This is a genomic window from Nostoc sp. LEGE 06077, from assembly GCF_015207705.1.
GTDB lineage: Bacteria > Cyanobacteriota > Cyanobacteriia > Cyanobacteriales > Nostocaceae > Nostoc_B.
On the sequence record NZ_JADEWI010000018.1, the window covers coordinates 53,140 to 78,655 of the forward strand.

The following is a 25,516-nucleotide window of genomic DNA, read 5'->3' on the forward strand; positions in this document are numbered from 1 at the left end:
TCAGTGTTTGAGCCATCACTTATCCCAAGCTATTCCAGATTGTAGAGGTTATCGCTGGAGAAAGTACTTGAGATAATGAGTATACAATCGGAAATCCTGAACCCCAAATTTCTATGAAGCCCTGCAATCAATTGCTAACATCACAACTGCGTCACTTTGGTCTAGCCTTGGTACTACCCGCAGCACTCTTGGGCGCGTTGACCTTTCCTAGCCAAACCCAAACAGCAACGGCGCAATCTGCTGCGGGTAATCGCCCTTTAACCATCCGCTCTGATATCCAAGAATATGATGCTAAAAGTCAAATTATCACAGCCCGTGGTAATGTCCAAATGTTGTATCCAGCCCGACAAATCCAAGCAACTTCGGCTCAAGCCCAATACTTTAGCAAAGAACGCCGGATAGATTTCAGTGGCAATGTTTATATTTTGCAACAAGGCGGCAATAGTATTCGCGCTGAGAAAGTGACATATTTAATTGATGAAGGACGGTTTGTGGCTTTACCCCAAGGCAATCGCCAAGTAGAGTCGATTTATATGGTAGAAGACTCAGAACTAGGTGGACAAAACACTACACCAGCCCCCAAAACACCAAATCTTAAGCCTGCCAATTAATATTTAAGTAGAACTGCTGAGAATAATCTTCTGGATTATCCTCATGCTCATAATGATGCGGGTTAAATTACTTAGTATTAAAGAAACGCAGATAGTGAAAATTGTTTTAGAGAATATTCACAAATCTTACGGCAAACGAGCCATTGTCAATCGTGTCAATCTTTCCGTGATTCAAGGTGAGGTCGTTGGTTTATTAGGCCCCAATGGCGCTGGTAAAACCACGACCTTTTACATTGCGACAGGTTTAGAAAGACCAAATCAGGGGCGCGTTTGGTTAGACACTCAAGATATTACTGGTGTAGCAATGCACAAAAGGGCGCGTTTGGGTATTGGCTATTTAGCCCAGGAACCCAGTATATTTCGCCAACTTTCTGTGCAAGATAATATACTTTTGGTGTTAGAGCAAACAAATGTCCCCAAACGAGAGTGGTCGAAGCGATTAAATACTTTGCTGCGGGAGTTTCGGTTAGAAAAAGTGGCGCACAGCAAAGGAATTCAACTTTCTGGTGGTGAACGACGACGGACGGAATTAGCCAGGGCTTTGGCGGCTGGGCGAGAAGGGCCAAAGTTCTTATTGTTAGATGAACCATTTGCAGGGGTTGATCCCATTGCAGTGGCAGAAATTCAAGAAATTGTGGCAGGACTGCGCGATCGCGGTATGGGAATCTTAATTACAGATCATAATGTGCGTGAAACCCTAGCCATCACTGACCGCGCCTATATTATGCGTGAAGGACAAATTCTCGCTTCTGGCACAGATGACGAACTTTACAGCAATCCTCTGGTAAGGCAATACTATTTAGGTGATAATTTTCACGTTTAAATATTTAAATTCATAAATTACTAGGACTTACGCACGAGTTACGGAATAACGTAGACGCGATAGCGGCTTGCCGCAGGCTACCACTCCAGACGCAGAGGACACGGAGGAATGAGAGTTTGAGAGGTTTTTTGCGTAAGTCCTAATTACGAATTACACATTAACCAGGATTGAACCATTCAATTTTGTTTGCTTATGATTGCCACAAAGCAGAAGTCTTTTTATAGTATTAATTCACTGCTGCCATTTACGATTATGGATCGTTATTTGCTCAGTGAGTTAATCCCGCCATTTTTATTTGGAGTTGGGGCATTTTCCTCAATTGGTGTAACAGTTGATGCTGTATTTGATCTAATTAGAAAAATTGTTGAATCTGGTCTACCTGTAGGCATCGCCATTCAAGTTTTCTTGTTAAAGATGCCATATTTTATTGTGTTAGCTTTTCCCATGTCCACGCTGTTGGCTACTTTGATGACTTACAGTCGTCTTTCTAGCGAGAGTGAACTAATTGCCCTACGTGGTTGTGGAGTGAGTGTCTATCGGATGGTTCTACCTGCTGTGATGTTAAGTTTGGTAGTCACCGGTATGACATTTGTCTTTAACGAACAAGTTACACCAACTGCTAATTATCAAGCCAATAGAATTCTAGACAGCGCCCTGAAATCAGACAAACCAATTTTAAAACAGCAAAATATTTTTTATCCAGAATACCGCGATCTCCAAGAGAAAGATGGCACAAAAAGCAAGATACTGGCACGCTTATTTTATGCTGACCAGTTTGATGGTAAACGCATGAAAGGTTTAACAATTATTGATAGATCTACAGAAGGTCTCAATCAGGTTGTTGTGGCAGAATCGGCGCAATGGAATGGTTCGCAAAGTGTCTGGGATTTTTACAATGGAACTATTTATTTAGTTGCTCCCAATGGGTCATATCGCAATATTTTACGATTTGAACAGCAACAACTCAAACTACCCCGCACACCACTGAGTCTGGTAGAAAAAAGCCGTGACTACGGTGAGATGAATATTTCGGAATCATTAGAACAGTTAACAGTGGAAAAATTGGGAGGCGATCGCCAAAAAATCCGCAAACTGCAAGTGAGAATTCAGCAGAAAATTTCTTTACCCTTTGTTTGTTTAGTTTTTGGCTTAGTCGGCGCAGCAATGGGAACCGTACCTCAACGTACTGGTAGAGGTACAAGTTTCGGGGTGTGTGTCATTGTTATTTTTAGTTACTATTTACTGTTTTTTGTTAGTGGGGCGATCGGCCAAGCAGGTATTATCTCTCCCTTTTTGGGTGCTTGGTTGCCTAATTTTATTTTCTTATTTATAGGTTTATTCTTGTTAATACGTGTAGCTAGGCGATAATCACACTTGGAATGTGAAAGTGGGACAAGGGAAAACTGATGGCTATGTTCACCTAAGACTTCAAACCTGTGTCCAAAGTCAGCAAAGTATAGATAAAAGAAGGGAAAAGGGAAAATGAGCAACAACTTGGTAGAATCCTACTAGCCGATCAAAAAGAGAGAGAGAAAAGGGTAAAGAAACATGGCGACGCAAAGACGCTTTAGCTGTTGTTTTTGCTGCTGTGTTTCTCCCTTCACAAAAGTTTGCATTTGTAAGTTTCCCGTTATAAGTTCTAAATTTTCAATTTTTGCGACAATTTTCTCATGACAACAGCAATTTCTGATCAAAATACTGCCGATTTAGCCGCTGATGATTATGTCGTTATTGGCTTGGCAACCTGTTTTATTAAAGAAGATGGGGAAGTTTATCAAGTTGAAGTAATTGAGCCAATTCCCTCTGCATCTTTAGAAGCATTGATGAAAGATATTCCCACTTCTTACAAACTAGCTTGTGCGACAACCTTGGGGGCGGTGTTAGATGGTGATACACCATTATTACCCCCAGGCTTTCCCACATCGGCGCAGTTTGGGGAAGAATTTGCTCAACGGGTGTTTGCAGCAGTGCGTACCTATAAACGCACCGAAAGCAGCAAAAATCTGATTCCTTTGGGGACAACTTACACTGATTTTAAGTATTCCATTGAACGCAAACGCGTGTTAAATGCTGCCAGAGTTGTGAATAAAGAAGACAATGTGAAACAGCATTCACACACACACAAAGTTCTTTAAATACAAGTAGTTATGCTAAAACTTTACGGTGGTGCTTTTAGTCGGGCGGCGATCGCCAAATGGTATCTAGAAGAACTCGAAATTCCCTATCAGTTTGTTCAACTAGATATGCAGGCGGGGGAACATCGTCAGCCAGAATATTTGCAGATTAACCCAATGGGTAAAGTCCCGGCAATAGTTGATGGAGATTTTCAACTTTGGGAATCTGGAGCAATTTTGCTGTATTTGTATGAGAAGTATGGCAAATCTTCAGCTTCCCTAGAGAAACGTGCAGAAATATTTCAATGGGTGTTGTTTGCTAACTCTACACTATCAGCAGGAATTTTTACAGAATCTACCAGAGAGCGAGAAGTACCCCTATTGTTAACTCCGCTAAATGAGATTTTTCAACAACAACCCTTTATCCTGGGTGATGAATTTAGCGTTGCGGATGTGGCTGTGGGATCAGTTCTTGCTTATATACCCATGATGCTGAAACTAGATCTCAGCGTCTACCCAGCAGTTCTGGAATATATCAACCGCATATCTGAACGTCCAGCGTTTAAAAAAGGAATTGGTGGAAAGCCTTAAAAGTAAAAAGTAACAGGTAAAAAGTTAATCCCCATAAATAAATTTAAAATTTAGGGGATTTTGAGGATACTTTTAAAGTATCCTCTAAGGCAATTTTCTTTACTTTTGCCTTTTAACTTTTGCTTTTTCCCTCGTTAACCTGTGATTTTAGCCAGTGCTTTGTCCAAAGCTTGCAAAGCTTGGTCAATTTCAGTCTTAGTCACAATTAGCGGTGGAACAAAGCGCACAACTTTTGGCCCGGCGGGGACAAGTAATAAACCTTCAGCAATGGCGGCGTTGACAACTTCACCAGCAGTTAGCGCAATGTCATCTGTCAACTCCATCCCATTGATTAAGCCCCAACCCCGCACCTCAGAAACATAATTAGGGTATTTGGTGGCGATCGCTCTTAATCCAGCACGTAGCTGTTCTCCTCTCTCCTGGACATTCTGCAAAATCTTTTCTTTTTCCAAGGTTTGGCAAACACTCAGCGCCACACCACAAACAAAGGGATTCCCTCCAAAAGTGCTGGCGTGTTCTCCTGGTTGAAAAACAGCACAGAATTTTTTACTCATCATTGCGCCAATGGGAATACCACCGCCCAAACCTTTGGCGCTGGTGAAGATATCCGGTTCGACACCGAGATGTTCATAACCCCACAAATAACCACTGCGTCCCATCCCGACTTGCACTTCATCAAAAATCAATAAAATGCCAGTTTCATCACAAATCCGCCGCAGTTTTTGGAAGTAAGCCACATCACCGGGACGAACGCCGCCTTCACCTTGCAGTGGTTCGATTAAAATTGCTGCAACCTGATAATCACCTTCATCTAACTCGCTAATGGCTGTTTCGATAGCGGTAATATCGTTGTAAGGTACGTAATGGAACCCAGGAACCAAGGGATCAAAGTATTTTTGATACTTAGGTTGTCCAGTAGCGGTAATCGTTGCCAAAGTCCGCCCGTGGAAGCTGGCGTTAGCCGTTAAAATAATTGGCTTATCTATTTCTAGAACTGTATGGGCATATTTACGTGCTAATTTAATCGCTGCTTCATTAGCTTCTGCACCAGAGTTGCAGAAAAATACGCGATCAGCGCAAGAATGTTGGATAATCCATTTGGCTAATTCCCCTTGTTCAGGAATGTAGTACAAATTAGAAACATGATGCAGCTTTTGAATTTGACGGGTCACAGCTTCAACCATTGCTGGATGGGCGTGTCCTAGTGTACAAGTGGCAATTCCTGCCACAAAATCTAGATATTCCTGCCCCTGTGTATCCCAAACCCGGCATCCTGCACCCTTTTCCAGGGCTAAAGGAAACCGACCATAAGTTGACATCACGGCTTCGTTAAAGCTATCCGTATCAAAAGGAATAGATGACACTGAACCTGATGCTGGGGGGATGCTGGCTTCTTCAACTAGAGTTTGAAAGCTCACTACCGCTCCTCCTGAAAATATTTCATCTTAGACTTACTTACTAGTTTCCTCGAAATTGTTAAAAATTTCTTGGGATTGATCGCAAATCATGATTTCTTTTAGACTAACGCTTTAATACCCTTAAATCAGCTATCAGTTATCAGTTATCAGTTATCAGGCGTATGGTGGCGGTATCAATCCCCCACTAAAGCTTTTCACCAATTGGTGTGCCTTTTCGCCCAGGGATATTACTGGTAACTGTTGACTGTTAACTGTTCACTGTTAAACAATGTATTCCACTCTTGAGAGAAAATATCAACGTATTCAAAAAGAGCTAATGGCAGGTGCGATCGCCCTTGGGGGTGTGTTCCTGATTGGCACTTTATGGTACAGATTAGTTGAGGGATGGGCATGGGAAGATGCAGCTTACATGACCGTAATTACCTTGGCGACTGTGGGATACGGAGAAACACACCCACTCGGTAGCCGAGGGCGTTTGTTTACCATTGCCCTAATTTTATTGGGCGTAGTCAATATTGGTTATATTGTCAATCGATTTACAGAAGCCATCATTGAAGGCTACTTTCAAGAAGGAATTCGGCTACGACAACAGAGGCGCGTAATGGAATCCTTGACAGGACATTATATTATTTGTGGATTTAGTCGCACTGGTCGGCAAATTGCCAGAGAATTTCAGGCAGAAGGTGTACCTTTTGTAGTTATAGATTCGGAGATGGAGTCTGTCCAAAAGGCGCAAATGGAAGGTTATGTAGTATACCAGGGTGATGCCACTCTAGATGATACATTGCTCCATGTGGGTATTGAAAGAGCCATTTGTATAGTTGCGGCACTACCTTCAGATGCGGAAAATTTATACACCGTATTATCAGCAAAAACATTAAATCCTGAAATTCGGGCGATCGCTCGCGCTAGTACAGAAGAGGCGTTGCAAAAATTACAGCGTGGTGGTGCAGATGCCGTAATATCACCATATATAACTGGAGGCAAGCGGATGGCCGCAGCCGCCCTCAGACCGCAAGTATTAGATTTCGTCGATGGAATTTTATCTGGTGCAGACCGTCAGTTGTATATGGAAGAATTTTTACTTGATCCCGCCTTTTCTCCCTTCGTGGGACAAACATTGCAGAAAGCCAAACTACGATCGCAAACTGGTGCATTAGTCCTAGCAATTCGCCGTGCTGATGGTAATCTCATCGGCGGCCCCACTGGTGACACAATCTTAATGTCAGGAGATACCCTAATTTGTATGGGTACAGCCGAACAGTTGCGGAGTTTGAATCAAGTTCTCGTTCCCATTGGTTCGCAAAAATTACGCAAGCCGAAAAATCAGTGATAGGGGATAGGTGATAGGTTAAAGGGGACAGGTTACAGGTTACAGGGGACAGGGGATGTATGGCTCATCTTGAAAAGAGCGATCGCAATTTTTCCCTCTAAACTGCTATCTTTGCAACAATAATAATAGTTATATAAATTTACTCCTGCCTTCTACCTTCTGCCTTCTGCCTCCTACCGAGTCATCTACCCGAAACCTTATGCTTACCCAAGATAAACAACAACGCAATTGGCAACCTATTATCAAAGCATTTGAGGCTATCCTTGGTAAAAATGGAGTAATTAAACGCCGCGAAGAATTGATTACCTATGAATGTGATGGTTTGACTAGCTATCGTCAACGTCCGACTGTGGCTGTGTTACCAAGAACTACAGAACAAGTCGCGGCAGCGGTGAAAATATGTAATCAGTATTCTGTCCCCTTTATTGCCCGCGGTTCCGGTACGGGATTATCTGGAGGTGCTTTACCATTAGAAGACTCTGTATTGATTGTCACCTCATTAATGCGACAAATCCTCAGCGTTGATTTAGAAAATCAGCGCATTGTTGTACAACCAGGTGTAATTAATAGTTGGGTAACGCAAACTGTTAGCGGCGCAGGCTTTTACTATGCGCCAGATCCTTCCAGTCAAATTATCTGTTCAATTGGCGGCAATGTTGCCGAGAACTCTGGTGGAGTGCATTGCTTAAAATATGGTGTCACAACTAACCACGTTTTTGGGTTAAAAATCGTCACCCCAGAAGGCGAAATTGTCGATTTAGGTGGGCAGATTCCCGAAACCCCTGGTTATGATTTAACAGGTATATTTGTCGGTTCCGAAGGGACTTTAGGAATCGCCACAGAAATTACTCTCAGAATTCTCAAAACTGCCGAATCAATTTGTGTATTATTAGCCGACTTTACAAGTGTAGAAGCTGCGGGGGCTAGTGTTTCTGATATTATTAGTGCCGGGATAATTCCTGGTGGTATGGAAATGATGGATAACCTCAGCATTAATGCAGTAGAAGATGTTGTGGCAACTAATTGTTATCCGCGAGATGCTACGGCAATTTTGTTAGTTGAAATTGACGGTTTAGAAGTAGAAGTGGCAGTTTTAAAACAAAGAATTACAGAAATTTGTCAACAAAATGGGGCGCGGAATGTAACTGCGGCAAGTGACCCAGAAACCCGCTTAAAATTGTGGAAAGGACGCAAAGCGGCTTTTGCCGCAGCGGGACATTTAAGCCCCGATTATTATGTCCAAGATGGCGTAATTCCGCGTACTCAATTGCCCTATGTTTTGCAAGAGATTGAAAACTTAAGCCAACAGTATGGGTATAAAATCGCTAACGTCTTTCACGCTGGCGATGGCAATCTTCACCCTCTCGTTCTTTATGATAATTCTGTGCCTGGGGCGTTAGAAAAGGTTGAAGAATTAGGTGGAGAAATTCTCAAACTTTGTGTGAAAGTGGGTGGAAGTCTTTCTGGTGAACATGGCATTGGCTCAGATAAAAAGTGTTATATGTCAGAAATGTTTAACAGCGTCGATTTAGAATCAATGCAATGGGTACGACAAGTATTTAATCCCCAAGGTTTAGCCAACCCTGAGAAAATATTCCCCACACCCCGCACCTGTGGCGAAGCTGCAAATGCAATGAATCACAAGCAGTTTGAAGGCGTGGAAAGATATTAACCAATGTATTTGTATCTGTAGATTTAAACCTAACAGCTTGTCAAACAGACTTGTCAAATTTGTTTTACGTGAGTTCGATGACCTCTCCCCAACCCCTCTGTCTTGAAAAGTTTTGCGCCGGGAAACCCGGACGCGCAACGCCAGTTGCTTTATGCCGGGGAACCCGTCCAACGCACTGGCTCAACTTTTCGCTCCGAGGCGGAGAGGGGCTTAAATATCTTGAAATATCGACGAAAAATTAAGGTTTAGAAGCCTCTCTCCTTGCAGGGGAGAGGTTTGGAGAGGGGTTTTTTTAATTCGTCGAACTCACGTTGTTTTGCATAAAATATTTGCATAAGTTTGAGCAAATCACTTTTGGCAGGTTCACCATTATGCAACCATTTTATTAAATCATGAGGATATAACCAAACGCTCTCAACAAAATCATTTTTATTGTAGTCAGGTTCATAATCTAATTCAATTTCATAAACTTTCATAAAAGCAGATACTTTATGTTGATGTGGCGTTAAATATCCTAATAAACGAAATTTAACCTTGTTTAACTCTAAGTTCAATTCTTCATTAAGTTCACGTCGCAAAGCATCTTCATAATTTTCTCCACTTTCAACATGACCTCCCATACTCACATCAAGGCAAAGAGGAAAAATCCGTTTTTCTGCTGAACGTCGAGGTATCCATAGCTGACCTAATAAGTTAGTAACAAAAGCATTAACAACTCTAAAATTGCATAGTCCTTGACAATATATTTCTGAACGTTTTTTCTTTCCAATAATGCAATCTCTCTCATCTACAATATCTAGTAACTCATCATCTTGGAGCATAATAAAATTCCTCTATTAAATTTTGCGTGCAACAAACTTCAAATTAAATTTCTAAATAGAAGTATGAGCATCCGGAAAATGCTAAATTATCTTGTATTTATAAGTGTTCTTTTAAAACGCAGTCAAACCTACTAATGAATCGGTTGACTAAACATTGGATTATTTACTTAATAGCTTTAGAATTTATACTTTGTATCACAGTATTTTCTCTCCCTTCTTTTTCATTTTATTCTCAACTAAAGAACCAGCAAATCGTTACAGAAATTCGTGGGGTTTGGTTAACTAATGTCGCCAGTGGTGTTTTATTTGTACCTTGGGGAATTGACCGCGCTATTAATCAACTATCTGCATTGCACTTTAATACTATTTATCCTGTGGTATGGAATCGAGGCAATACTTTTTACAAAAGTAATGTTGCCAAAAATATTATCGGTGAAGAAGCTGAACCTGTATTAAATTTTATGCACGGTGGACAGGATGTTTTAACGAAGATAATTAAACTTGCTAAACCAAAAGGTATAACTGTTATTCCGTGGTTTGAATATGGTTTTATGACACCGCCAAATTCTCAGTTAGCCAAACTTTATCCTAGTTGGTTGACTATTGGGCAAGAAGGTTTAAAGTCTGTGAAAGAAGTTTTGCCAGAAGAAGTTAATAATGGTGCTGTAAGTAAGCAGGCTTGGTTAAATCCTCTACATCCAGAAGTTCAAGAATTTATTTTAGGGTTAATTCTGGAAGTTGTGAGTAATTACAATGTAGATGGCATTCAACTTGATGACCATTTTGGAATGCCTGTACAGTTTGGTTACGATCGCTTCACTGTCCAACTCTACAAGCAAGAACATCAGGGTAAAAGTCCGCCCAGCAACCCTTTTAACCAAGAATGGATGCGTTGGCGGGCTGACAAAATTACTGCTTTTATGTCCAGAATCTATCGCAGCATCAAAGAAATTGAACCGAATGCAAAGTTATCTCTGTCTCCCAATGCACAAGCTTTTGCTTATAAATACTATCTGCAAGACTGGGAAACTTGGGTAAAAAATGGCTGGGTGGATGAGTTGGTGTTGCAAGTATACCGCCATAACAATAATAGTTTTAGGACAGAACTACAACAATCAGCTGTGAAATTAGCCCAAACTAAAATTCCGGTAGTGATTGGTATCTCTACGGGAACGTTGCGAAATCCGGTGAGAATTTCTCAAATTAAAGAACAAATTGATATGGTGCGCGATCGCTCTTTTTCTGGCATCTCTTTTTTTTATTGGGAAAGTTTATGGGGTTACATCGCACCCGAAACACCGCATAAACGGCGCAAGGTTTTCCAAGAACTGTTTAACACCAAGGCGATTAGACCTTTACCAGTTGACGAATCGGGTAGCAGACTTAGGCTATAAGGGCTACGGTGTACACACAAATTTTCGTTGAGTGCATCTGTCCCGCCTCGGAATGAATTCCGAGTCTCATAGCGCAAGTCATCTGAAGATGACTGAACTAAAAATGTCTTCCAGTCCACGCTTTGTGGACTTTGGCTATGAGCCTAGAACTTTAGTTCTAGGCGGGATGTGGTTGAACATGAAAATTTTTGACTTGTGTGTACACCGTAGGGCTATAAAGGAGAAAAAGCTAAAGAACTAATGACTAATAACCATTGACCGCATTTGAACTTTTTTGATTTTTCTCGCGCTGTATAGTAATCTCTACCATGCTTTACTGGCGAGAATTTCATGTTCTTCATATCTACTAAAACTCAAGTTAGTTTTACATTACAGTGGGCGATCGCTACTGTAGGTGGTTTTCTGCTGAGTTTGTGTTGGATTGAAGTTGGAGAAAAGCCAGATGTGGGGGTGGCGCAAGCTTCTTTGGGTGGTTTGGTGATCGCCTTTCCCCAAAGTTTGATCATTCGCGATCATATTTTGTCTCGGCGCTGGGTGTTAGTTACTTTGTTGGCTTGGGCGACAATCACGGCTATTGGTGTGGGTGCTGTCGGTTGGATTGTTCCTAATACACAAACTTTTCCCCTAAGAATATTTTGGGGGACAACTTTAGGTACAGTTGGCGGTTTTGTGATTGGCTTGGCGCAGTGGACAGCCATCCGCAAGTCTGTAGCTTTTTCATGGCGCTGGATATTCATCAGTGCGATCAGTTGGGCGATCGCCGTACCCATCGGTTCAATTGTGGGAATCGTGTTATTCCGGTTTACAAGGTTATTTCTAGGTGAAGTTGCCGGATTAGCGATTACTTGGATTGTGGTGGCAATCTTAACTGGGATCAACGCTTACCGACTATTGCGATAATTTACGTTACCGCGGAAGTTAAAATAGTTAAATAAATATTTTGCTAATATACTGTTAACTGCTTGACAAATTAGAAAAGTATTAAAAAATGTAACTTTTGCTAAATATTACTTTTGAGTATACTGAGATATATGCAACAATCTTAAATCATTCTTTATGAAAAATGTTCAATAAGTTTGCATTCAATTGCAAATGTACTCTTACCTTCAAGGAGCTATATTTGTTGAGTTTACTGCTATTAAATTTCCGATATTTCTGATAAAGAAATAAAAGAAGATCCAAATATCAGTCAAGCAAAGACTGACAATGCTTTGCTGTAGCGCTAAAAAGCATTTTTCATGACTTATCATCATCAGGGGTAGCGCTTAGGGAGTCATTAATAGCAGACAGGGACGCTCCGATGAATATAAATCCGGGTGAATCAACCATTGAGTTGAAACAACAATTGCATTCTCAGATTTTTTTTGACCCAGAATTAGACAAACACAGTGGTAGTAGTGAACAGTTTTTACTGAGTATCTATAATTCTGTGCAGACATCTATATTTATTGTGGATGTTCTCGAAGATGGAGATTTTCGCTACGTAGCCCTGAATCCCACCCATGAGCGATGGCTAGGAATTAGTTCCGAAAATCTGAAGGGAAAGAAACCCGAAGATATTCTTTCACCAGTTGATGCGGCAAAAGTGCGTCAGCATTATGCTGACTGTGTGCGGTTTGGTAAAACCATTTCCTACGAACAATGCTTGCAATTTCAAGGAGTGGGGACTTGGTGGAGTACCACACTCACACCATTGCGGGATGCGAATTCCAGAATTTATCGATTGATTGGTACAAGTAGTAATATCACGCCCGTGAAGCAGGTAGCCCAAGCCAAAGAAATACAGACAGCCCAAGAGCAACTTTTAGAAGCGATCGCCAAATGGATTCGAGAATCCTTAGATTTAGATACACTGCTGCATCAACTTGTAAAAGAAGTGCGGCATTGTCTAAATTGCGATCGCATTTTGGTTTACTCTATTCAACCTGACGAAACTGGCGTAGTCATTGCTGAATCGACAGTCACAGCCAATTCATGTTTAGGACAGAAGTTTCCTGACTCTAGCCTGATTGGCAAATATCAAGAACGCCGTGGACGTGGATGTATTCAAATTATCGAAGACATCTATACAGCCGGGTTACATCCTAGCCAAGTCAGTTTGTTAGAATCTTGGCCAGTCAGGGCTAATTTAGTTGTACCGATTTGGTCACAGCAGCAGCTTTGGGGGCTGATCACTGCCCAGCATTGTCATCAACCCCATCAATGGCAAGAAATAGAAATTGACTTACTCAAACAACTAGCAACCCAAATTGGGATAGCAGTTCACCAAGCCCAACTCCACGAACAAGTACAGCATCTTAAAACCCAGCTAGAATCGCAAAAACAGCAACATCAAGTTCAGCTACAGCAAGCCCAGCACTTTCAAAAACTAGTACGTCGCATTACCGAACAAATCCGCGATCATCAACCCGCCACCCAGGTAGTGCAGACAGCCACTCAAGAACTGACTCAGCTATTACAACTCCAGTCTTGTTACATAGAGACTTATAACACTAGCGGGACTCAGACAATTGTTACCTATGAATACACAACCTCTGCGCCACAACATCAAGGATTGACAAGACAAGTGGCAGATCTCCCACAAATTTATCAGCCACTATTAGGGAAAAAACATTGGCAATCTTTAGAAATCGTTCCGGGATGGCATCCGCAATTGCTTGTTCTTGTTCAGTTAGCTTGTCCCATCTTTGATAACCAAGGCAATTTGGGTAACTTGTGGCTAAATCGACCAACCCAAGAAATGTTTAATGAATGGGAAATTAGTTTAGTTCAGCAGATAGCCAACGAATGTGCGATCGCCCTTCGCCAAGCCAAAAATGACTTTGCCAATCAGTCACAAATGCAAGCATTCGCACACAAAGAACGCCTGCAAAACGAATTCTTAAGAACCCTCTCCCACGAACTACGCACACCCATAACTAGCATTAGCCTCGCCGCCCAAACCCTCGAAAGTGTGCTTACCCCAGAAGGCATCTTAGATATCGAAATCGTACCTCAACTATTGCAAATTTTGCAGAACGAATGTGGGCGGGAAAGCAAGTTAATCAACGACTTGATGACACTCTCATATCTCGAAGCCGAACCTGATACACCAACATTGATTGCCATTGATTTACAAACATGGCTAACTCCCATTGTGGAATCTTTTCGAGAGCTTTCCCATTGCCAAAGACAAAAATTGTACCTCAATATTGATCAGCAACTCCCGCCCCTAGAAACAGACATCACCGATTTAGAACGAATAATTACCGAACTTTTAAGTTATGCGTGCAAATATACACCGTCAGGCGAAGCAATTACCGTGTCGGCCGATCTGACAATAGATGCAGTGCAACTGAAGATTAGCAACTCCGGCTTAGAAATTCCCCCAAGTGAAATGCCACGAGTTTTTGAGCCATTCCATCGCCTGATGAAAAATGATCCTTGGACATATAGTGGTACAGGCTTGGAAATGGCTGTAGTTCAGAAAATGGTCAGACATTTAGGTGGCTCAATCAATGTAGAAAGTGCTAATGGTCAAACTACCTTCATAATTAAATTTCCGCAATAAAGCAGAATTCAGAAGTCAGAATGAATCCTCAGCGCTGACTTCTGAATTCTGTTTGATCAACTACACTGTAACCCGCTGCCAGATTAACTTGGAGTTGGCAAAACCCTTAAAAATCTGCTATAATAGTTTAGCAATGCGGGTGACTAGCTCAACGGTAGAGCAGTAGACTCTTAATCTATTGGTTGCGGGTTCAAATCCCTCGTCACCCACTGCTTTCAGCCTCCTCGTTAACTACCGTTGACTAAATCTTGACTAAATTCAGCAAATATCCCACCTCAAAAGCCTAGACTTTAGAACAAGTTAATAATTAATAGAACTTAATTTCTCGGTAATTTATCAACTTTAATTTTAGGATTATCTGTAGCGCCAAATCATCTTGTTAAACCTGATAAATTTCTAAAGGTAAGTTATCAGGGTCTGGGAAAAAAGTAAATTTTTTGCCTGTAATCTCATCAACTCTAATATTTTCTATTTCTAGATTATGTAATTTTAAGTAAGCAACGGTCTCTTCGATATCCTCAACACCAAAAGCTAAATGTCTTAAACCACAAGCTTCTGGATTACTTAATCGTTGGGGAGGATGGGGAAAAGAAAATAACTCAATTTGAGTATGATCATTAATTCGCAAATCCAATTTATAAGAATTTCTTTCGGCTCTAAATATTTCTTTAATAATTGCCAAACCTAGAACATCTACATAAAATCTTTTCGAGCGTTCGTAGTCGGAACAAATAATCGCTACATGATGAATGCCACTAGTTTTCATGAAAATGCCTCAATATAGGAATCATATTTGATTTGGAGAAAAAAACGTAAGTATTCAGGAGTCAGAAAGTTTAAAGAATCAGGAGAAATATTTGATAAATTAATTTGCTCATCCTATAGATACTTCTAAATTCTGACTCCTGGGTGCTGAATTCGGACAAAAAAACTCAGTACACCTTTGTTACTTCTTTTCCTATTCCCTGTTAAGAGTTCCCTACCTACACAAGTAATTTCAATCATCAAGTCGGATTCCTATATAACCTTTTAATTTAAACGGTATGAGCCAGAATTGGTAAAGTAATGATAAATTCACTGCCTTCACCAAGTGTAGAATTTACAAATAACGAACCATTGTGTTTTTCGACAATGATTTGATGAGCGATCGCTAATCCTAATCCTGTACCTTTACCAACAGCTTTCGTTGTAAATAAGTGGTCAAATACTTGTGCTTTGATTTGTGCATTCATCCCTTTACCATTATCTGCAATAGCAATTTGCACTTGGTTATCTCGGATTGAAGTAGTAATATGAACTTGGTTAGGATTGCCTTTAATCTCCTCAAAATTGCGACCATGATTTGACTCTTCTAATGCGTCAATGGCATTAGCGAGAATATTCATAAATACCTGATTCAACTGTCCAGGGAAGCATTCAATCAGGGGTAAATTATCATACTTGGTGATCACCTGAATGGCTGGGCGTATTTCATTGGCTTTGAGGCGATGTTTCAGAATAAGAATTGTACTGTCAATGCCTTCGTGGATGTTAAATAGCACTTTATAATCTTTATCAGCACGGGAGAAAGTGCGGAGACTAGTGCTGATATTTTTCAGGCGATCGCACGCCATATTCATCGAATCAATCATCTTGGGCAAGTCTTCTAAGCTATAATCCAAGTCGATTTCCACTGCATGATCGGAGATTTCGTCACTCGCATTAGGCAGACTTGATTGATAGAGTTTTAAGTGTTCAACAATATCATTCACAGTGAGTTTAGCTTGTTTGAGACTGGCAGCAATAAAACCCAGAGGATTATTCATTTCGTGCGCCACACCAGCCACTAAGTTACCCAGTGCCGACATTTTTTCACTTTGGACAATTTTTAATTGAGCGTGTTGCAAATCGTTTAAAGCTTGTTGTAAATCCAGTGATTTTTGTTGCAAGGCCAGTTCAGCAAGTTTGCGATCGCTAATATCTCGCATCACAATTACTGCACCAGCTTTATTACCCGCGGAATCGAAGATTGCTTGTCCGCTGGCTAACAAAATTCTCCTAGAACCATGCTTTGGGGCAATTACCAGTTCGGCATTTTCAACTATTTCTCCTTGTAAGGCACGATACAGAGGAATTTCTGTTTTTAATAGAGGTGTTTGACCATCAGGTTGATAAAGTGAGAAATGTTCTGCCCATTCTTCTGGTGGTAACGATTCTACTGGTAAACCATGAAACTCACGAGTTGCGTTATTAAATAAAGTCAATTTGCCAGTCTGGTCACAAACAACAATCCCATCTGTAATATTGTGAATAATCGCATTTAAGAACTCTCTTTCTTTGGCGAGAGAAGCTTCCGCAGCCTGCAATTTTGCTAGAGATTGTGCCAACTCTTGGGCAGAATTCTGAGCATTGCGATAAAGCTGGGCATTTTCCAGAGAAATTGCCGCTTGAGCGCAAATTAAGTTGAATAGTTCGACGCGATCGCTCGTAAACGCTCCAGTTGCTAAATTGTTTTCTAAGTACAATATCCCCAGCAACTTACTTTGATGCAAAACTGGGCAGCACAAGATACTCTTGGGTTGTTGTTGTTGAATATAAGAATCATTGATTAATTGGGGATGCACTGTGGCATTAACAATCACCGCTGGTTGTAAAGTGCGTTTAACGCTATGAATTAAGCCAACTGGCACATCAGCAGATTCTTCCACAGGCTCTGGGTTGAGCAACATTGAGTAAAAATTAATATTATTCTGAGACAGCTGGGCAACGGCCTGAATTAGCAACCGATCTGACTCCAAAAGCATGAACACACATTTATCGGCTCCGGCATTTTCAATGACGGTATGCAGCAGTACCGAAAGCAGCTTTTCCAGTTCGATTTCACTGGAGATAGTTTGAGAGGTTTTGATAATAGTGGCTAAATCTAAAGCTACTGAGATACTGCTATTACTGGAAGTCGGCATACTAGTTGAAGTAACACTCCCCAAAGTGAAGATAGTCTCGTTAGTGGAAAGGGGAGAAGAAGTTTGCTCTAAAATGGGGGTGAGGAGTTGGGGATAGCGTCGTTCTAAGTCGGCAACTTTGGCTTTTGCTCCCCAACGAGCATAGCTGTAGTAGGCTTGGGTCATGTATTCCTGCGCTATTCGCTCTTTGCCCCAGTTAAGATAAAATTTAGCGGCTAGTTCGTTGGCCAGTGCTTCTTCCTGGACATAGCCGTTTTCTTTAGCGCCAATAATAGCTAGATCGTACAAATCTATGGCTGAAGCTTTATTGCCTTGCACTCGCTCCCGTTCTGCCTCGACGAGATGAAACTTGTGTAAGAAATTCATCGGGGCATAAGTTGCCCAATACTTTAGTTTTTCTTGGTTGGTAGCGATATATTTTGGGATTGGCTGCTGTTCTGGGCTGGAAAATTGCCCAAACCAGGCTAATTGCGCCAAAGATTCATAAAAATGAAAAATAGGTATATATACGAAAGCCAGAACCGCATCTAAATATTTTCTTGCCTGTTCCGCTTGTTCTACAGCTTGTTCAAACTCGGAAAACAGATAGGAAACAACCAGTTTATTAATCCACAGTAATGCTAATCCGGTGCGATCGCCGTCTGTTTCATGTAATGGCAAATGATGTTGTTCATTGTAGGCTACACCGCTTAGTACCACTGCGTTATCGTTATGCCCCATCAAATTCAGCAGAACTTGGCGATTCATCTGGGTATAAGTCAGTGTGAGATTTTGCTTGAGATACTGGAGTGCTTCACAATAACTGCCAACTTCCGGCTCTAGTTGTGTTAAGTTTTTTCCGGCAAAATAAGAGTAAAAACTGTAGTTATACGCAGAATAGCCCGCAAAAGCCAAATCACCCACCTCTAAACAACGACAATAAGCCATCTGTAAGGGTTTTAATGTCTCACGCAAGTGGATTTTCCAGTGTCTGGTGTACAGATAAACTAGTAATAAAGTTTTTCCTTTTAATTCCGAATTCTGATAAGTAGAAAGTAAGTCAAGGGCTAACTGACCGAATTCATAGCCTAATTCAACGTTGCCAAACACACCACACATCAATATTCCATAAGAGGCATAGCTAAAGGCCGAAGTTGACTCATTACCATACACCACAGATAGATAAACCTTTTTTAAAATCACCAATAAATACAGCAGTGGTAAAAATAGATAAGCACAGGGTGCTACCGATGTCAAAATTCGCGCTGCTGCTAGGATGTTTGCATCCCTTGTTTCGCTCAGGTGAAGTAATTCGGCCGGTAGGCGCTCTCCAATGGCCTCTTTGACGACACTAAAGGCAGTTGCCAGATCATCCTGAGTTGGTTTTGCCGGCAGTTCCACGCCTAATTGCTGTAAGATTGTCAGGGCTGCGGCGATCGCTTGGGTAAATTGACTTTGGGCTGTAAATGCCTCAATCTTCACCTCATAAACACTGACTTGATCTAATGGGGTTTTGGCGTGGTTGAGAACAAGATGGGCATTGGCTGCCATCTGCTCTAAATTACCACTTAAATAGGCGGCTTCTGTGGCGACTTGATAAAGTGCTAAGGTCAACTCATACTGATCTTGCCAACTATTTTGGGGTAGTAACTCAATACCCACCTGAGCATATTTGCCAGCAGCAGTATAGGCTGTTGCCACTTTTGCCTTGCGACTGGCCATCAGGTTATATTCTGCCAGTGTTTGACGTTCTGCTGACTCAGTAATTGATGCTGCGGCCATATTGAGTTGACTGACGATTTCAAAAATGCGTTCTTCGCGGTTGCTTTCGGGAGTATTCAGCAAGAGTAACTGGCCAATTTTTCGGTGAACGGCTTGTTTTTCATCGGTGGGAATTAAGGAATATGCTGCTTGTTGCACCCGATCATGTAAAAATCTATATGCAACAATCTCCGAATTTTCTTGCTCAAATAGTTGATATTCTTCCCCAACATAAAACTTATAAACTTCACTTTGGGGTAAAATCAATCCTTCCTGCAAGGCTTGCCATAAACTTGCCGCGGCTTCAATTTGCGATTGTTCAGAAACCATTGCCAACGTCGCCAAGTCAAACTGATTGCCAATACAGGCTGCCAGTTGCAAAACATTTTGAGTGTAGGGGGGCAATTTCTGAAGCTGTTGTGCCATAAATTCCACCACATCATCGGTGAGGGCTTTGGCTCTAACTTGCACCACATCACACTGCCAAAAACCTAGCTCCCCATCCAAGGTAATTAGCCCATCTTCATGTAGTGCTTTTAAAAATTGAGTTGTGAAAAAGGGATTGCCTTGGGCTTTTTGATACACTAACTCCGTCAAAGGCAATGCCTGTTTTGTTGTACAACTAAGGGATTCGGCGATTAAATGGTTGACATCTACTTGGCTCAAAGGAGTCAGAGTCAGAGTATTAATACAGGCAGATGTTTTGTCAATTTCATCTAGTGTCAACATCAGTGGATGGGCTGCTAACACCTCGTTATCGCGGTATGCGCCAATAATAAATAGATAGCGGTAATCATTCTGAGTCAACAACCACTTCAGCAAATTGAGTGATGCCGCATCTGCCCACTGCAAATCATCCAGAAATATGACTAATGGATGTTCTGGTGTTGTAAAAACTTGAATAAAATTTTGGCAGAGCGAATTAAACCGATGCTGTGACGCACTACCCGATAGTTCAGCGATCGCTGGCTGTTTGCCGATAATCTGCTCTAGTTCAGGAATCACTTCAATCAACAGTTGCCCATTTTCGCCAACTGCCGCTAAAATCTTGCTTTGCCATTGCTGTAGTTGGCTATCGGTTTCACTGAGCAACTGCCCCATTAAATCACGAAAGGCTTGCACAAAAGCAGACAGCGGAATGTTGCGGTTGAACTGGTCGTATTTACCTTTGATGAAATAGCCGTTCCACCGCACAATTGGCTTATGCACTTCATTGACGACTGCGGTTTTGCCAATGCCAGAGAAACCTGCTACCAGCATGAGTTCGGAGCCACCGTTGGCAACATGACCAAATGCCTCTAGTAATTTTTGTACTTCCGATTCCCGTCCATAGAGTTTTTCGGGGATGAGAAAGCGATCGCTAATATCTCGCTGTCCTAACTCAAACCAGATATGCTTACCTGTTTGTCGCCACTGTTCTAAGCAAGTCACTAAGTCATGTTTTAGTCCCATCGCACTCTGATAGCGGTCTTCAGCATTCTTCGCCATCAGTTTGCGGACAATCTCACCCAACATCAAAGGCAAATCAGGGTGGAAATCGCAGACTAAGGGTGCTTGCTTGGCAATATGGCAATATACCAACTCCATTGGATCATGAGACTCAAAGGGTAGTTTTCCACTCAGTAGTTCAAAGAAAGTTACACCTAATGAATAAAAGTCGCTGCGGTAGTCAATACCTCTGTTCATCCGTCCAGTTTGTTCTGGCGACAGATAAGCTAGTGTTCCCTCCAGCCCATTAGGACTTTGAATTTCCTGCGTTTCTCGCGGTAAGAGCGAAGCAATACTAAAGTCAATCAACTTGATTTGTTTTGTTTCAGGATGAATCAAGATGTTGGCTGGTTTAATGTCTTTGTGAATGACCCGCTTTTGATGTAACTGGTGTAGTGTGTCTATTAGTTGCAGGGCAATTCCGAGGAACTGATCTAATGTCAGTATTTTTCCTTGAGTAAATTGCCGCAAGGAAATGCCGCCAAAATCCTCCATCACTAGGGCATAGCCGTTATGATAAGCTTCCAGGCTGTAGGGTTTGATAATACTGGGAATATCTAGGTTTTTGGCCAGCGTATATTGGTTACGAAACTGTACTAGTTCGCTGAAGGTAGGGTATTCTCGTTTTAAAAGCTTGATGGCAACTGGTTGGCAAAGAGATTCTTTCACTGCCCGATACACTTGAGTACGCGAACCTGAATATACTTGTTCTAAAATTTTGTACCCAGTGAGCTTTATAGTTCCATCAACTTTTGCACTCATAACTTTCTATGAAAACTACTAAAGTTTAGAATTCCCAACACATCATCTTGTCTAACAAATAGCTGAGTTTTCATAAATAAAGTCAGAAATTATCCAGTTTTGCCACATCATAATTTATCGCCATATTTGGGATGAATCAAGCTGTAATCACGCATAAAATCGCAAAAACAATCACAAGATTGCTTTTGCTAAGAATTACGCTATTATTCAAATTAATACCTATTATTGTTCTAAATATATATCAAAATAACTTAGTAGCATTTTTAACTATTTTCTTGATACAGCTTTTCTCAAACAAATGAAGTCTACAGGTAGGGCGATCACTCTTAGCTTATCCCCCCTTATAATAAACTGTCCCTTACAAGATTGAGAAACACTATAACTCTGTGTGTATAGAGTTTTAGTAAAGTTATATTACGCCAAGAAACTTTAGCTCGCAACGCACTTCATATTCCCCAAACTTCAGGAACTAGACTACGCCCCTACTGCAAGTTTTTCAAAAATCAAATCAGATTGCTAGAGATTTCTCAGCTATATTAAATTTAGTTGCGTATTCTGATTCAAGAATTGCTTAAATGGAAATACTTATTGAATCAACTCAAGAATTTGAACAAGATTTAGAAAAATTTAACAACAGGGAAAAATTTAAAATCATTAAGAAATTGAATCGATATGTAGAGTTAATTTCAAAAAACAGAAATTTACTAGAAAATCAGGCATTTAAATTAAAAAATATTAAATTTAATACTGAGTATGATTCTTCTCTTTATGCTTTGATCATTGATAAAAATTTCAGAATAATCCTGACTATTGATGATGATCCAATTTTTGATGCAACAGTGATCACTTTATTTAGAGTTGTTAGTACTGAAGATGCAACACAAGCCTATAGTTCAGTCGCTGAGCATCTCTACCAAGATTTTAGTGTGAAAAGTCAAGAAATTGAGGTTCACTCTAGCTGATGCCACAGATTAAACCACTTCTTGATGAGCATGGTGTGATTTATGAGGCTATGAAAATTCTACCTGATAACCTGAAAATTGATTTTTTAGAAGCTTTGGCAGAATTAGAAGATAATGAATGCCATAGAACCAGAACTTTTCCCAAAACTAGGTTACGGAAAGTCAAAGGTATTAAACAAGCAATATATCGTGCAGATATTGACAAGTTATCAGGATGGCGGATTCATCTGCAATATATAGACGGTAAAATTCATTTAAATGATATTATCGAAGGTCAACGCCATAATGATGTGATTGAAGTGATTAAATCAAAAAAGCATAGATATGAGTAGAGAAAACTGAATCTAATACATAAAAAAATGAGTTTTTTATATATTTTTGATACTAATTTAATATGAAACTGCATAGAACAGAGCGTCTAGAGAAAAGGGGGTAGATCAACTCCCTTCTTTGCGTCGGAGAGGGTTTGGGGGAGAGGTTCTTCTAGATTACTGGATTGGTGTTCTAGGATAAAGTTATGATATGCAGCTTCATATTAAATTGGTATGATTCACTTCTGCGTTAACAAACGACCCTGATTCATCGCTAGGTTAAACCATTGTTGTATGTAGTTGCTTTTTAAAATAAGTGCGGTAGAGTTCGCAACGAGGGAGAATGCGATCGCCCTCAAAACAAATCAATCCTAAACTTTCGAGTTTATAAGCATCCAGAGGGTCAAGGGCTATGCTTTGCGGTGTCGTGACAATATCAGCATATTTTTTGACTAAATGAGGATTGCTTTGCAGTTTAATCCAGTGTCGCCATAGGTGATGACGATATATTCCACCGTTAGCGATCGCCTCTTTGATTAATTCTTGTAGAGTAATCGTCCGAGACACCAAATGATACAAAGCTAGTTGAATCAAAGCCGGATGACCGCCAACCAGAGACATCAATTGAGCAGATTCTTGACCAGGACTCCAGTCTAACTCGTATCTTCTGGCTAAATCTTCTACCTGTGTTTGAGTAAATTCTTGTAACCGGACGGGTAAGCCGATATTAAATGGTGAACGATTAATATCTAGAGAGATATATTGTTCTGTAGAGTAAACTACAACTAATCTCAGCTTTTGCCAATTTTGATTTTGTCGTGCTTCCTCACACCAAGAACGCAACAAAGCAAAAAATTCTTGGGTAATCTGAGGATATTCAAAAAAGCGATCAACATCACTCAACACTAACACTACAGGACTATCACTCTGTTTGAGAATATACTTTTGCAAATAGAAGCTACAGCTTAACTTATAACCAACTTCTTCATCCCATTCTTTATCAAGGTTAGGATTAATATCTAATTGTTGGGCAATTTTCCAACAAAGACAACGCAAAAGCTTATTTAAATCAGTCAAACAATTGTCATCAATTTGGTGACAATTGACATTAACAGTGCGATATCCTTTGATGTCTGCAAAAGCTAAAAGACGTAGAACCAAAGAACTTTTGCCCATCTGTCTGGGAGCGCGAATCCGAATTACACAGCCTGGGCGAGTAATTTCTCGATAAACTAGTTCTTCTATTGGTGGACGCTCGATGTATACAGGAGAATCCAAAGCTACCGGCCCATCTGGATATGACCAATAGTTTTCGACTTGGTAAGTCGAAAATTGCGAAAAATTATCTTTCTGTGTAGATGAATTATTTGATAGCAAACCTAATATGTCTGTTTCACTTTCTGCATTTAAAACTGTGTAATCTTCTTCCTGTAATCTTAATTTAAAAGCACTAAAGCACAACTTGAGCGTTTTTTGATCTACACCTTTACTCAAAGACCACAATCGACTCAAAGTTTTAGTAGAAATATTAATCTGTCTGCTAAGTTCCTCTAGCGTTAAACGATATCCTTTATTTTTGATAATTTCCCAAGATATAATCGCTTCTTGTAAACGTTGTATTCCTGTGGAAGTTAGTACAACGCCTCTTCTTCTCTTAGTTTTATGTTGCTGTAAATTCATAGGTTTTGGCGCAAGATTTTTGGCGTACATAAAATCTATTGGGTAAATTTTGATGATTTATTTCTGCCGAGAATTCGAGGGAAACAATTTATTCTATTGGGTTATGATTGCGAATAACCTAGGATTTATTTTGCTGGCAATTTGCTAAATGGTATAGCTCTGCGTTAGACAACAGATTCACATTCCGGCTGCACACTCCACCCTAAAGCGCGAGTGATTTGATCCGGTAAGGTTAAGGGATTAAATGGTTTAGCAATTGCCTCAACCACACCAAGTTGCTGAAGTTGTTGTGATGTAAACCAATCAGCCAGTACACTCAAAAGAATGACTGGAATTAATTTGGCTGAATGTCTTTCATGAAATCTGTACAGGAATGTGGTGTAGTCCATACCTGGCATAACAACATCAAGTAGGATAGCATCTGGACATTCTATCTCTAGCTGGTGAAGGGCTGCTTGTGCTGAAACAGCAGTTATCACTTTCCATCCGACTAAATCGTTTAAACAGATTTGTACCAGTTCTCGAATAGTCGGTTCATCGTCAATTAACAATATTGTCTTGATTGCCATACTCAAAAGCTTGAAGGAATTGATTGATTCAGCTTAAATCAAGAAAATAAGAAACTGATAAGAGGGTCAATAGTAATAGCAGGACTTACGCACAAAAATTGTCTGTGGGAATTTGGTGTAGGGGTTGTAAGGGTTTTGAAACTTACACCCTCATACTCACTACACCCTGCTCTAAAACCTTAATTTTCCGTTTTTATGCGTAAGTCCTAATTAGTTCTTCTCCCTTCCCTTATGCCCCTTCTCCCCGCTACACCCCCTAACTACTCGCTCCAGCCAAGCATTTGAGCTATTTGTTCGCAAATTAGTAATGGATTAAATGGTTTATTGATGATGCCTACTATCTCCAATTGAGCAAAGCGCTTGTAATCATCTGGTAAGACTTTGGCTGTGAGCAAAATGATGGGAATTTGATGAGTCTTGGGGTTGGCCTTGATTTGTTCGTAAAATTGAAAGCCATCCATGTCAGGCATTGATACATCAAGGAGAATGACATCTAAAACATCATCTTGGGCTTGTAAAAGTCCTTCATAGCCTGATTGAGCGGATATCGTTTCCCAGCCACCCAAATCTTCTAAGCATGTGCAGGCTAGGTCTCGAAGTGATTCTTCATCATCGATGACAAGGATGCGTTTGCTCATAGTTCTTGTACTGATATTGGCAAAGTGAATTAACACTCCTCTGCCTCAAGAGACGAGGATTCTAGATTCATAAACTCGCCTTTAGACAGCAAGTTTA

Annotated in this window: 19 protein-coding genes and 1 tRNA gene; 13 read left to right on the forward strand and 7 right to left on the reverse strand. The window is 40.6% G+C overall.

Features of this window, described 5'->3' with window-relative positions; all coding sequences use genetic code 11:
* Window positions 1–113 precede the first annotated feature (113 nt).
* The 5 genes from IQ244_RS14375 (at window position 114) to IQ244_RS14395 (ending at window position 4,139) form a co-directional block, all read left to right on the forward strand.
* Entirely contained in the window at window positions 114–611 is a 498-nt protein-coding gene (locus IQ244_RS14375) for an LptA/OstA family protein (protein WP_193895082.1), read from the forward strand.
* 94 nt (window positions 612–705) lie between these two features.
* On the forward strand, window positions 706–1,434 hold the full coding sequence (gene lptB, locus IQ244_RS14380) for an LPS export ABC transporter ATP-binding protein (protein WP_193895084.1): 729 nt from the start codon (window positions 706–708) through the stop codon (window positions 1,432–1,434).
* A gap of 252 nt (window positions 1,435–1,686) precedes the next feature.
* Window positions 1,687–2,802 carry an LptF/LptG family permease gene (locus IQ244_RS14385; RefSeq protein ID WP_193895086.1) on the forward strand — a complete coding sequence of 372 codons (1,116 nt, stop codon included), beginning with the start codon at window positions 1,687–1,689 and terminating at the stop codon, window positions 2,800–2,802.
* A 302-nt stretch (window positions 2,803–3,104) separates the two neighbouring features.
* The gene (locus tag IQ244_RS14390; RefSeq protein ID WP_193895088.1) at window positions 3,105–3,569 is read left to right on the forward strand and encodes a hypothetical protein; all 465 of its coding nucleotides are present in this window, start codon (window positions 3,105–3,107) and stop codon (window positions 3,567–3,569) included.
* 12 nt (window positions 3,570–3,581) lie between these two features.
* Complete coding sequence (locus IQ244_RS14395; protein ID WP_193895090.1) at window positions 3,582–4,139, forward strand: glutathione S-transferase family protein; 558 nt, start codon at window positions 3,582–3,584, stop codon at window positions 4,137–4,139.
* A 134-nt stretch (window positions 4,140–4,273) separates the two neighbouring features.
* Here the strand turns inward: IQ244_RS14395 and IQ244_RS14400 are convergent, their stop codons facing one another.
* Window positions 4,274–5,557, reverse strand: coding sequence for an aspartate aminotransferase family protein (locus IQ244_RS14400; protein ID WP_193895092.1), 1,284 nt, complete (start codon window positions 5,555–5,557; stop codon window positions 4,274–4,276).
* A gap of 268 nt (window positions 5,558–5,825) precedes the next feature.
* Between IQ244_RS14400 and IQ244_RS14405 the strand changes: the two genes are divergently transcribed.
* Window positions 5,826–6,890 carry a potassium channel family protein gene (locus IQ244_RS14405; protein ID WP_228058927.1) on the forward strand — a complete coding sequence of 355 codons (1,065 nt, stop codon included), beginning with the start codon at window positions 5,826–5,828 and terminating at the stop codon, window positions 6,888–6,890.
* 199 nt (window positions 6,891–7,089) lie between these two features.
* On the forward strand, window positions 7,090–8,562 hold the full coding sequence (gene glcD, locus IQ244_RS14410; protein WP_193895094.1) for a glycolate oxidase subunit GlcD: 1,473 nt from the start codon (window positions 7,090–7,092) through the stop codon (window positions 8,560–8,562).
* 245 nt (window positions 8,563–8,807) lie between these two features.
* Here glcD and IQ244_RS14415 read toward each other — a convergent pair whose 3' ends face one another.
* On the reverse strand, window positions 8,808–9,383 hold the full coding sequence (locus IQ244_RS14415; RefSeq protein WP_193895096.1) for an NUDIX hydrolase: 576 nt from the start codon (window positions 9,381–9,383) through the stop codon (window positions 8,808–8,810).
* Between the two features lie 134 nt (window positions 9,384–9,517).
* Between IQ244_RS14415 and IQ244_RS14420 the strand changes: the two genes are divergently transcribed.
* The 4 genes from IQ244_RS14420 (at window position 9,518) to IQ244_RS14435 (ending at window position 14,536) form a co-directional block, all read left to right on the forward strand.
* Entirely contained in the window at window positions 9,518–10,777 is a 1,260-nt protein-coding gene (locus tag IQ244_RS14420) for a glycoside hydrolase family 10 protein (RefSeq protein WP_193895098.1), read from the forward strand.
* Between the two features lie 330 nt (window positions 10,778–11,107).
* The gene (locus tag IQ244_RS14425) at window positions 11,108–11,677 is read left to right on the forward strand and encodes a hypothetical protein (protein ID WP_193895100.1); all 570 of its coding nucleotides are present in this window, start codon (window positions 11,108–11,110) and stop codon (window positions 11,675–11,677) included.
* 400 nt (window positions 11,678–12,077) lie between these two features.
* Window positions 12,078–14,327, forward strand: a complete 2,250-nt coding sequence (locus tag IQ244_RS14430; protein WP_193895111.1) for a GAF domain-containing protein — start codon at window positions 12,078–12,080, stop codon at window positions 14,325–14,327.
* Window positions 14,328–14,464: 137 nt separating this feature from the next.
* A tRNA-Lys gene (locus tag IQ244_RS14435) sits at window positions 14,465–14,536 on the forward strand.
* A 170-nt stretch (window positions 14,537–14,706) separates the two neighbouring features.
* On the opposite strand, the gene IQ244_RS14440 is transcribed toward IQ244_RS14435, so the two are convergent.
* Together IQ244_RS14440 and IQ244_RS14445 are read right to left on the reverse strand one after the other, a co-directional pair.
* Window positions 14,707–15,093 carry a VOC family protein gene (locus IQ244_RS14440; protein WP_193895113.1) on the reverse strand — a complete coding sequence of 129 codons (387 nt, stop codon included), beginning with the start codon at window positions 15,091–15,093 and terminating at the stop codon, window positions 14,707–14,709.
* A 268-nt stretch (window positions 15,094–15,361) separates the two neighbouring features.
* Window positions 15,362–21,259, reverse strand: a complete 5,898-nt coding sequence (locus tag IQ244_RS14445) for an ATP-binding sensor histidine kinase (protein WP_193895115.1) — start codon at window positions 21,257–21,259, stop codon at window positions 15,362–15,364.
* 575 nt (window positions 21,260–21,834) lie between these two features.
* On the opposite strand from IQ244_RS14445, the gene IQ244_RS14450 reads away from it, so the two are divergent.
* Together IQ244_RS14450 and IQ244_RS14455 are read left to right on the forward strand one after the other, a co-directional pair.
* A complete protein-coding gene (locus IQ244_RS14450; RefSeq protein WP_193895117.1) occupies window positions 21,835–22,221 on the forward strand; it encodes a hypothetical protein in 387 nt (128 codons plus the stop codon).
* Window positions 22,221–22,553 (forward strand): hypothetical protein, encoded by a 333-nt coding sequence (locus tag IQ244_RS14455; protein ID WP_193895119.1) that lies wholly within the window; start codon window positions 22,221–22,223, stop codon window positions 22,551–22,553. Before IQ244_RS14450 ends, IQ244_RS14455 begins: the two co-directional genes overlap by 1 nt.
* Window positions 22,554–22,811: 258 nt before the next feature.
* Here IQ244_RS14455 and IQ244_RS14460 read toward each other — a convergent pair whose 3' ends face one another.
* The 3 genes from IQ244_RS14460 to IQ244_RS14470 form a co-directional block, all read right to left on the reverse strand.
* A complete protein-coding gene (locus IQ244_RS14460; RefSeq protein WP_193895121.1) occupies window positions 22,812–24,212 on the reverse strand; it encodes an AAA-like domain-containing protein in 1,401 nt (466 codons plus the stop codon).
* 164 nt (window positions 24,213–24,376) lie between these two features.
* Window positions 24,377–24,781 carry a response regulator gene (locus IQ244_RS14465; protein ID WP_193895123.1) on the reverse strand — a complete coding sequence of 135 codons (405 nt, stop codon included), beginning with the start codon at window positions 24,779–24,781 and terminating at the stop codon, window positions 24,377–24,379.
* Between the two features lie 260 nt (window positions 24,782–25,041).
* Window positions 25,042–25,419, reverse strand: coding sequence for a response regulator (locus tag IQ244_RS14470; protein ID WP_193895125.1), 378 nt, complete (start codon window positions 25,417–25,419; stop codon window positions 25,042–25,044).
* Between the last annotated feature and the right edge of the window lie 97 nt (window positions 25,420–25,516).

Excerpts from the sequence above, each read along its gene's own strand:
- IQ244_RS14405 (WP_228058927.1), top strand. The coding sequence starts at position 5,826 with ATGTATTCCACTCTTGAGAGAAAATATCAACGTATTCAAAAAGAGCTA.
- IQ244_RS14445 (WP_193895115.1), bottom strand. The coding sequence starts at position 21,259 with ATGAGTGCAAAAGTTGATGGAACTATAAAGCTCACTGGGTACAAAATT.
- IQ244_RS14460 (WP_193895121.1), bottom strand. The coding sequence starts at position 24,212 with ATGAATTTACAGCAACATAAAACTAAGAGAAGAAGAGGCGTTGTACTA.
- IQ244_RS14455 (WP_193895119.1), top strand. The coding sequence starts at position 22,221 with ATGCCACAGATTAAACCACTTCTTGATGAGCATGGTGTGATTTATGAG.
- IQ244_RS14415 (WP_193895096.1), bottom strand. The coding sequence starts at position 9,383 with ATGCTCCAAGATGATGAGTTACTAGATATTGTAGATGAGAGAGATTGC.
- IQ244_RS14420 (WP_193895098.1), top strand. The coding sequence starts at position 9,518 with ATGAATCGGTTGACTAAACATTGGATTATTTACTTAATAGCTTTAGAA.
- IQ244_RS14465 (WP_193895123.1), bottom strand. The coding sequence starts at position 24,781 with ATGGCAATCAAGACAATATTGTTAATTGACGATGAACCGACTATTCGA.
- IQ244_RS14375 (WP_193895082.1), top strand. The coding sequence starts at position 114 with ATGAAGCCCTGCAATCAATTGCTAACATCACAACTGCGTCACTTTGGT.
- IQ244_RS14450 (WP_193895117.1), top strand. The coding sequence starts at position 21,835 with ATGGAAATACTTATTGAATCAACTCAAGAATTTGAACAAGATTTAGAA.
- IQ244_RS14425 (WP_193895100.1), top strand. The coding sequence starts at position 11,108 with ATGTTCTTCATATCTACTAAAACTCAAGTTAGTTTTACATTACAGTGG.
- IQ244_RS14385 (WP_193895086.1), top strand. The coding sequence starts at position 1,687 with ATGGATCGTTATTTGCTCAGTGAGTTAATCCCGCCATTTTTATTTGGA.
- IQ244_RS14430 (WP_193895111.1), top strand. The coding sequence starts at position 12,078 with ATGAATATAAATCCGGGTGAATCAACCATTGAGTTGAAACAACAATTG.
- IQ244_RS14390 (WP_193895088.1), top strand. The coding sequence starts at position 3,105 with ATGACAACAGCAATTTCTGATCAAAATACTGCCGATTTAGCCGCTGAT.
- glcD (WP_193895094.1), top strand. The coding sequence starts at position 7,090 with ATGCTTACCCAAGATAAACAACAACGCAATTGGCAACCTATTATCAAA.
- IQ244_RS14440 (WP_193895113.1), bottom strand. The coding sequence starts at position 15,093 with ATGAAAACTAGTGGCATTCATCATGTAGCGATTATTTGTTCCGACTAC.
- IQ244_RS14470 (WP_193895125.1), bottom strand. The coding sequence starts at position 25,419 with ATGAGCAAACGCATCCTTGTCATCGATGATGAAGAATCACTTCGAGAC.
- IQ244_RS14395 (WP_193895090.1), top strand. The coding sequence starts at position 3,582 with ATGCTAAAACTTTACGGTGGTGCTTTTAGTCGGGCGGCGATCGCCAAA.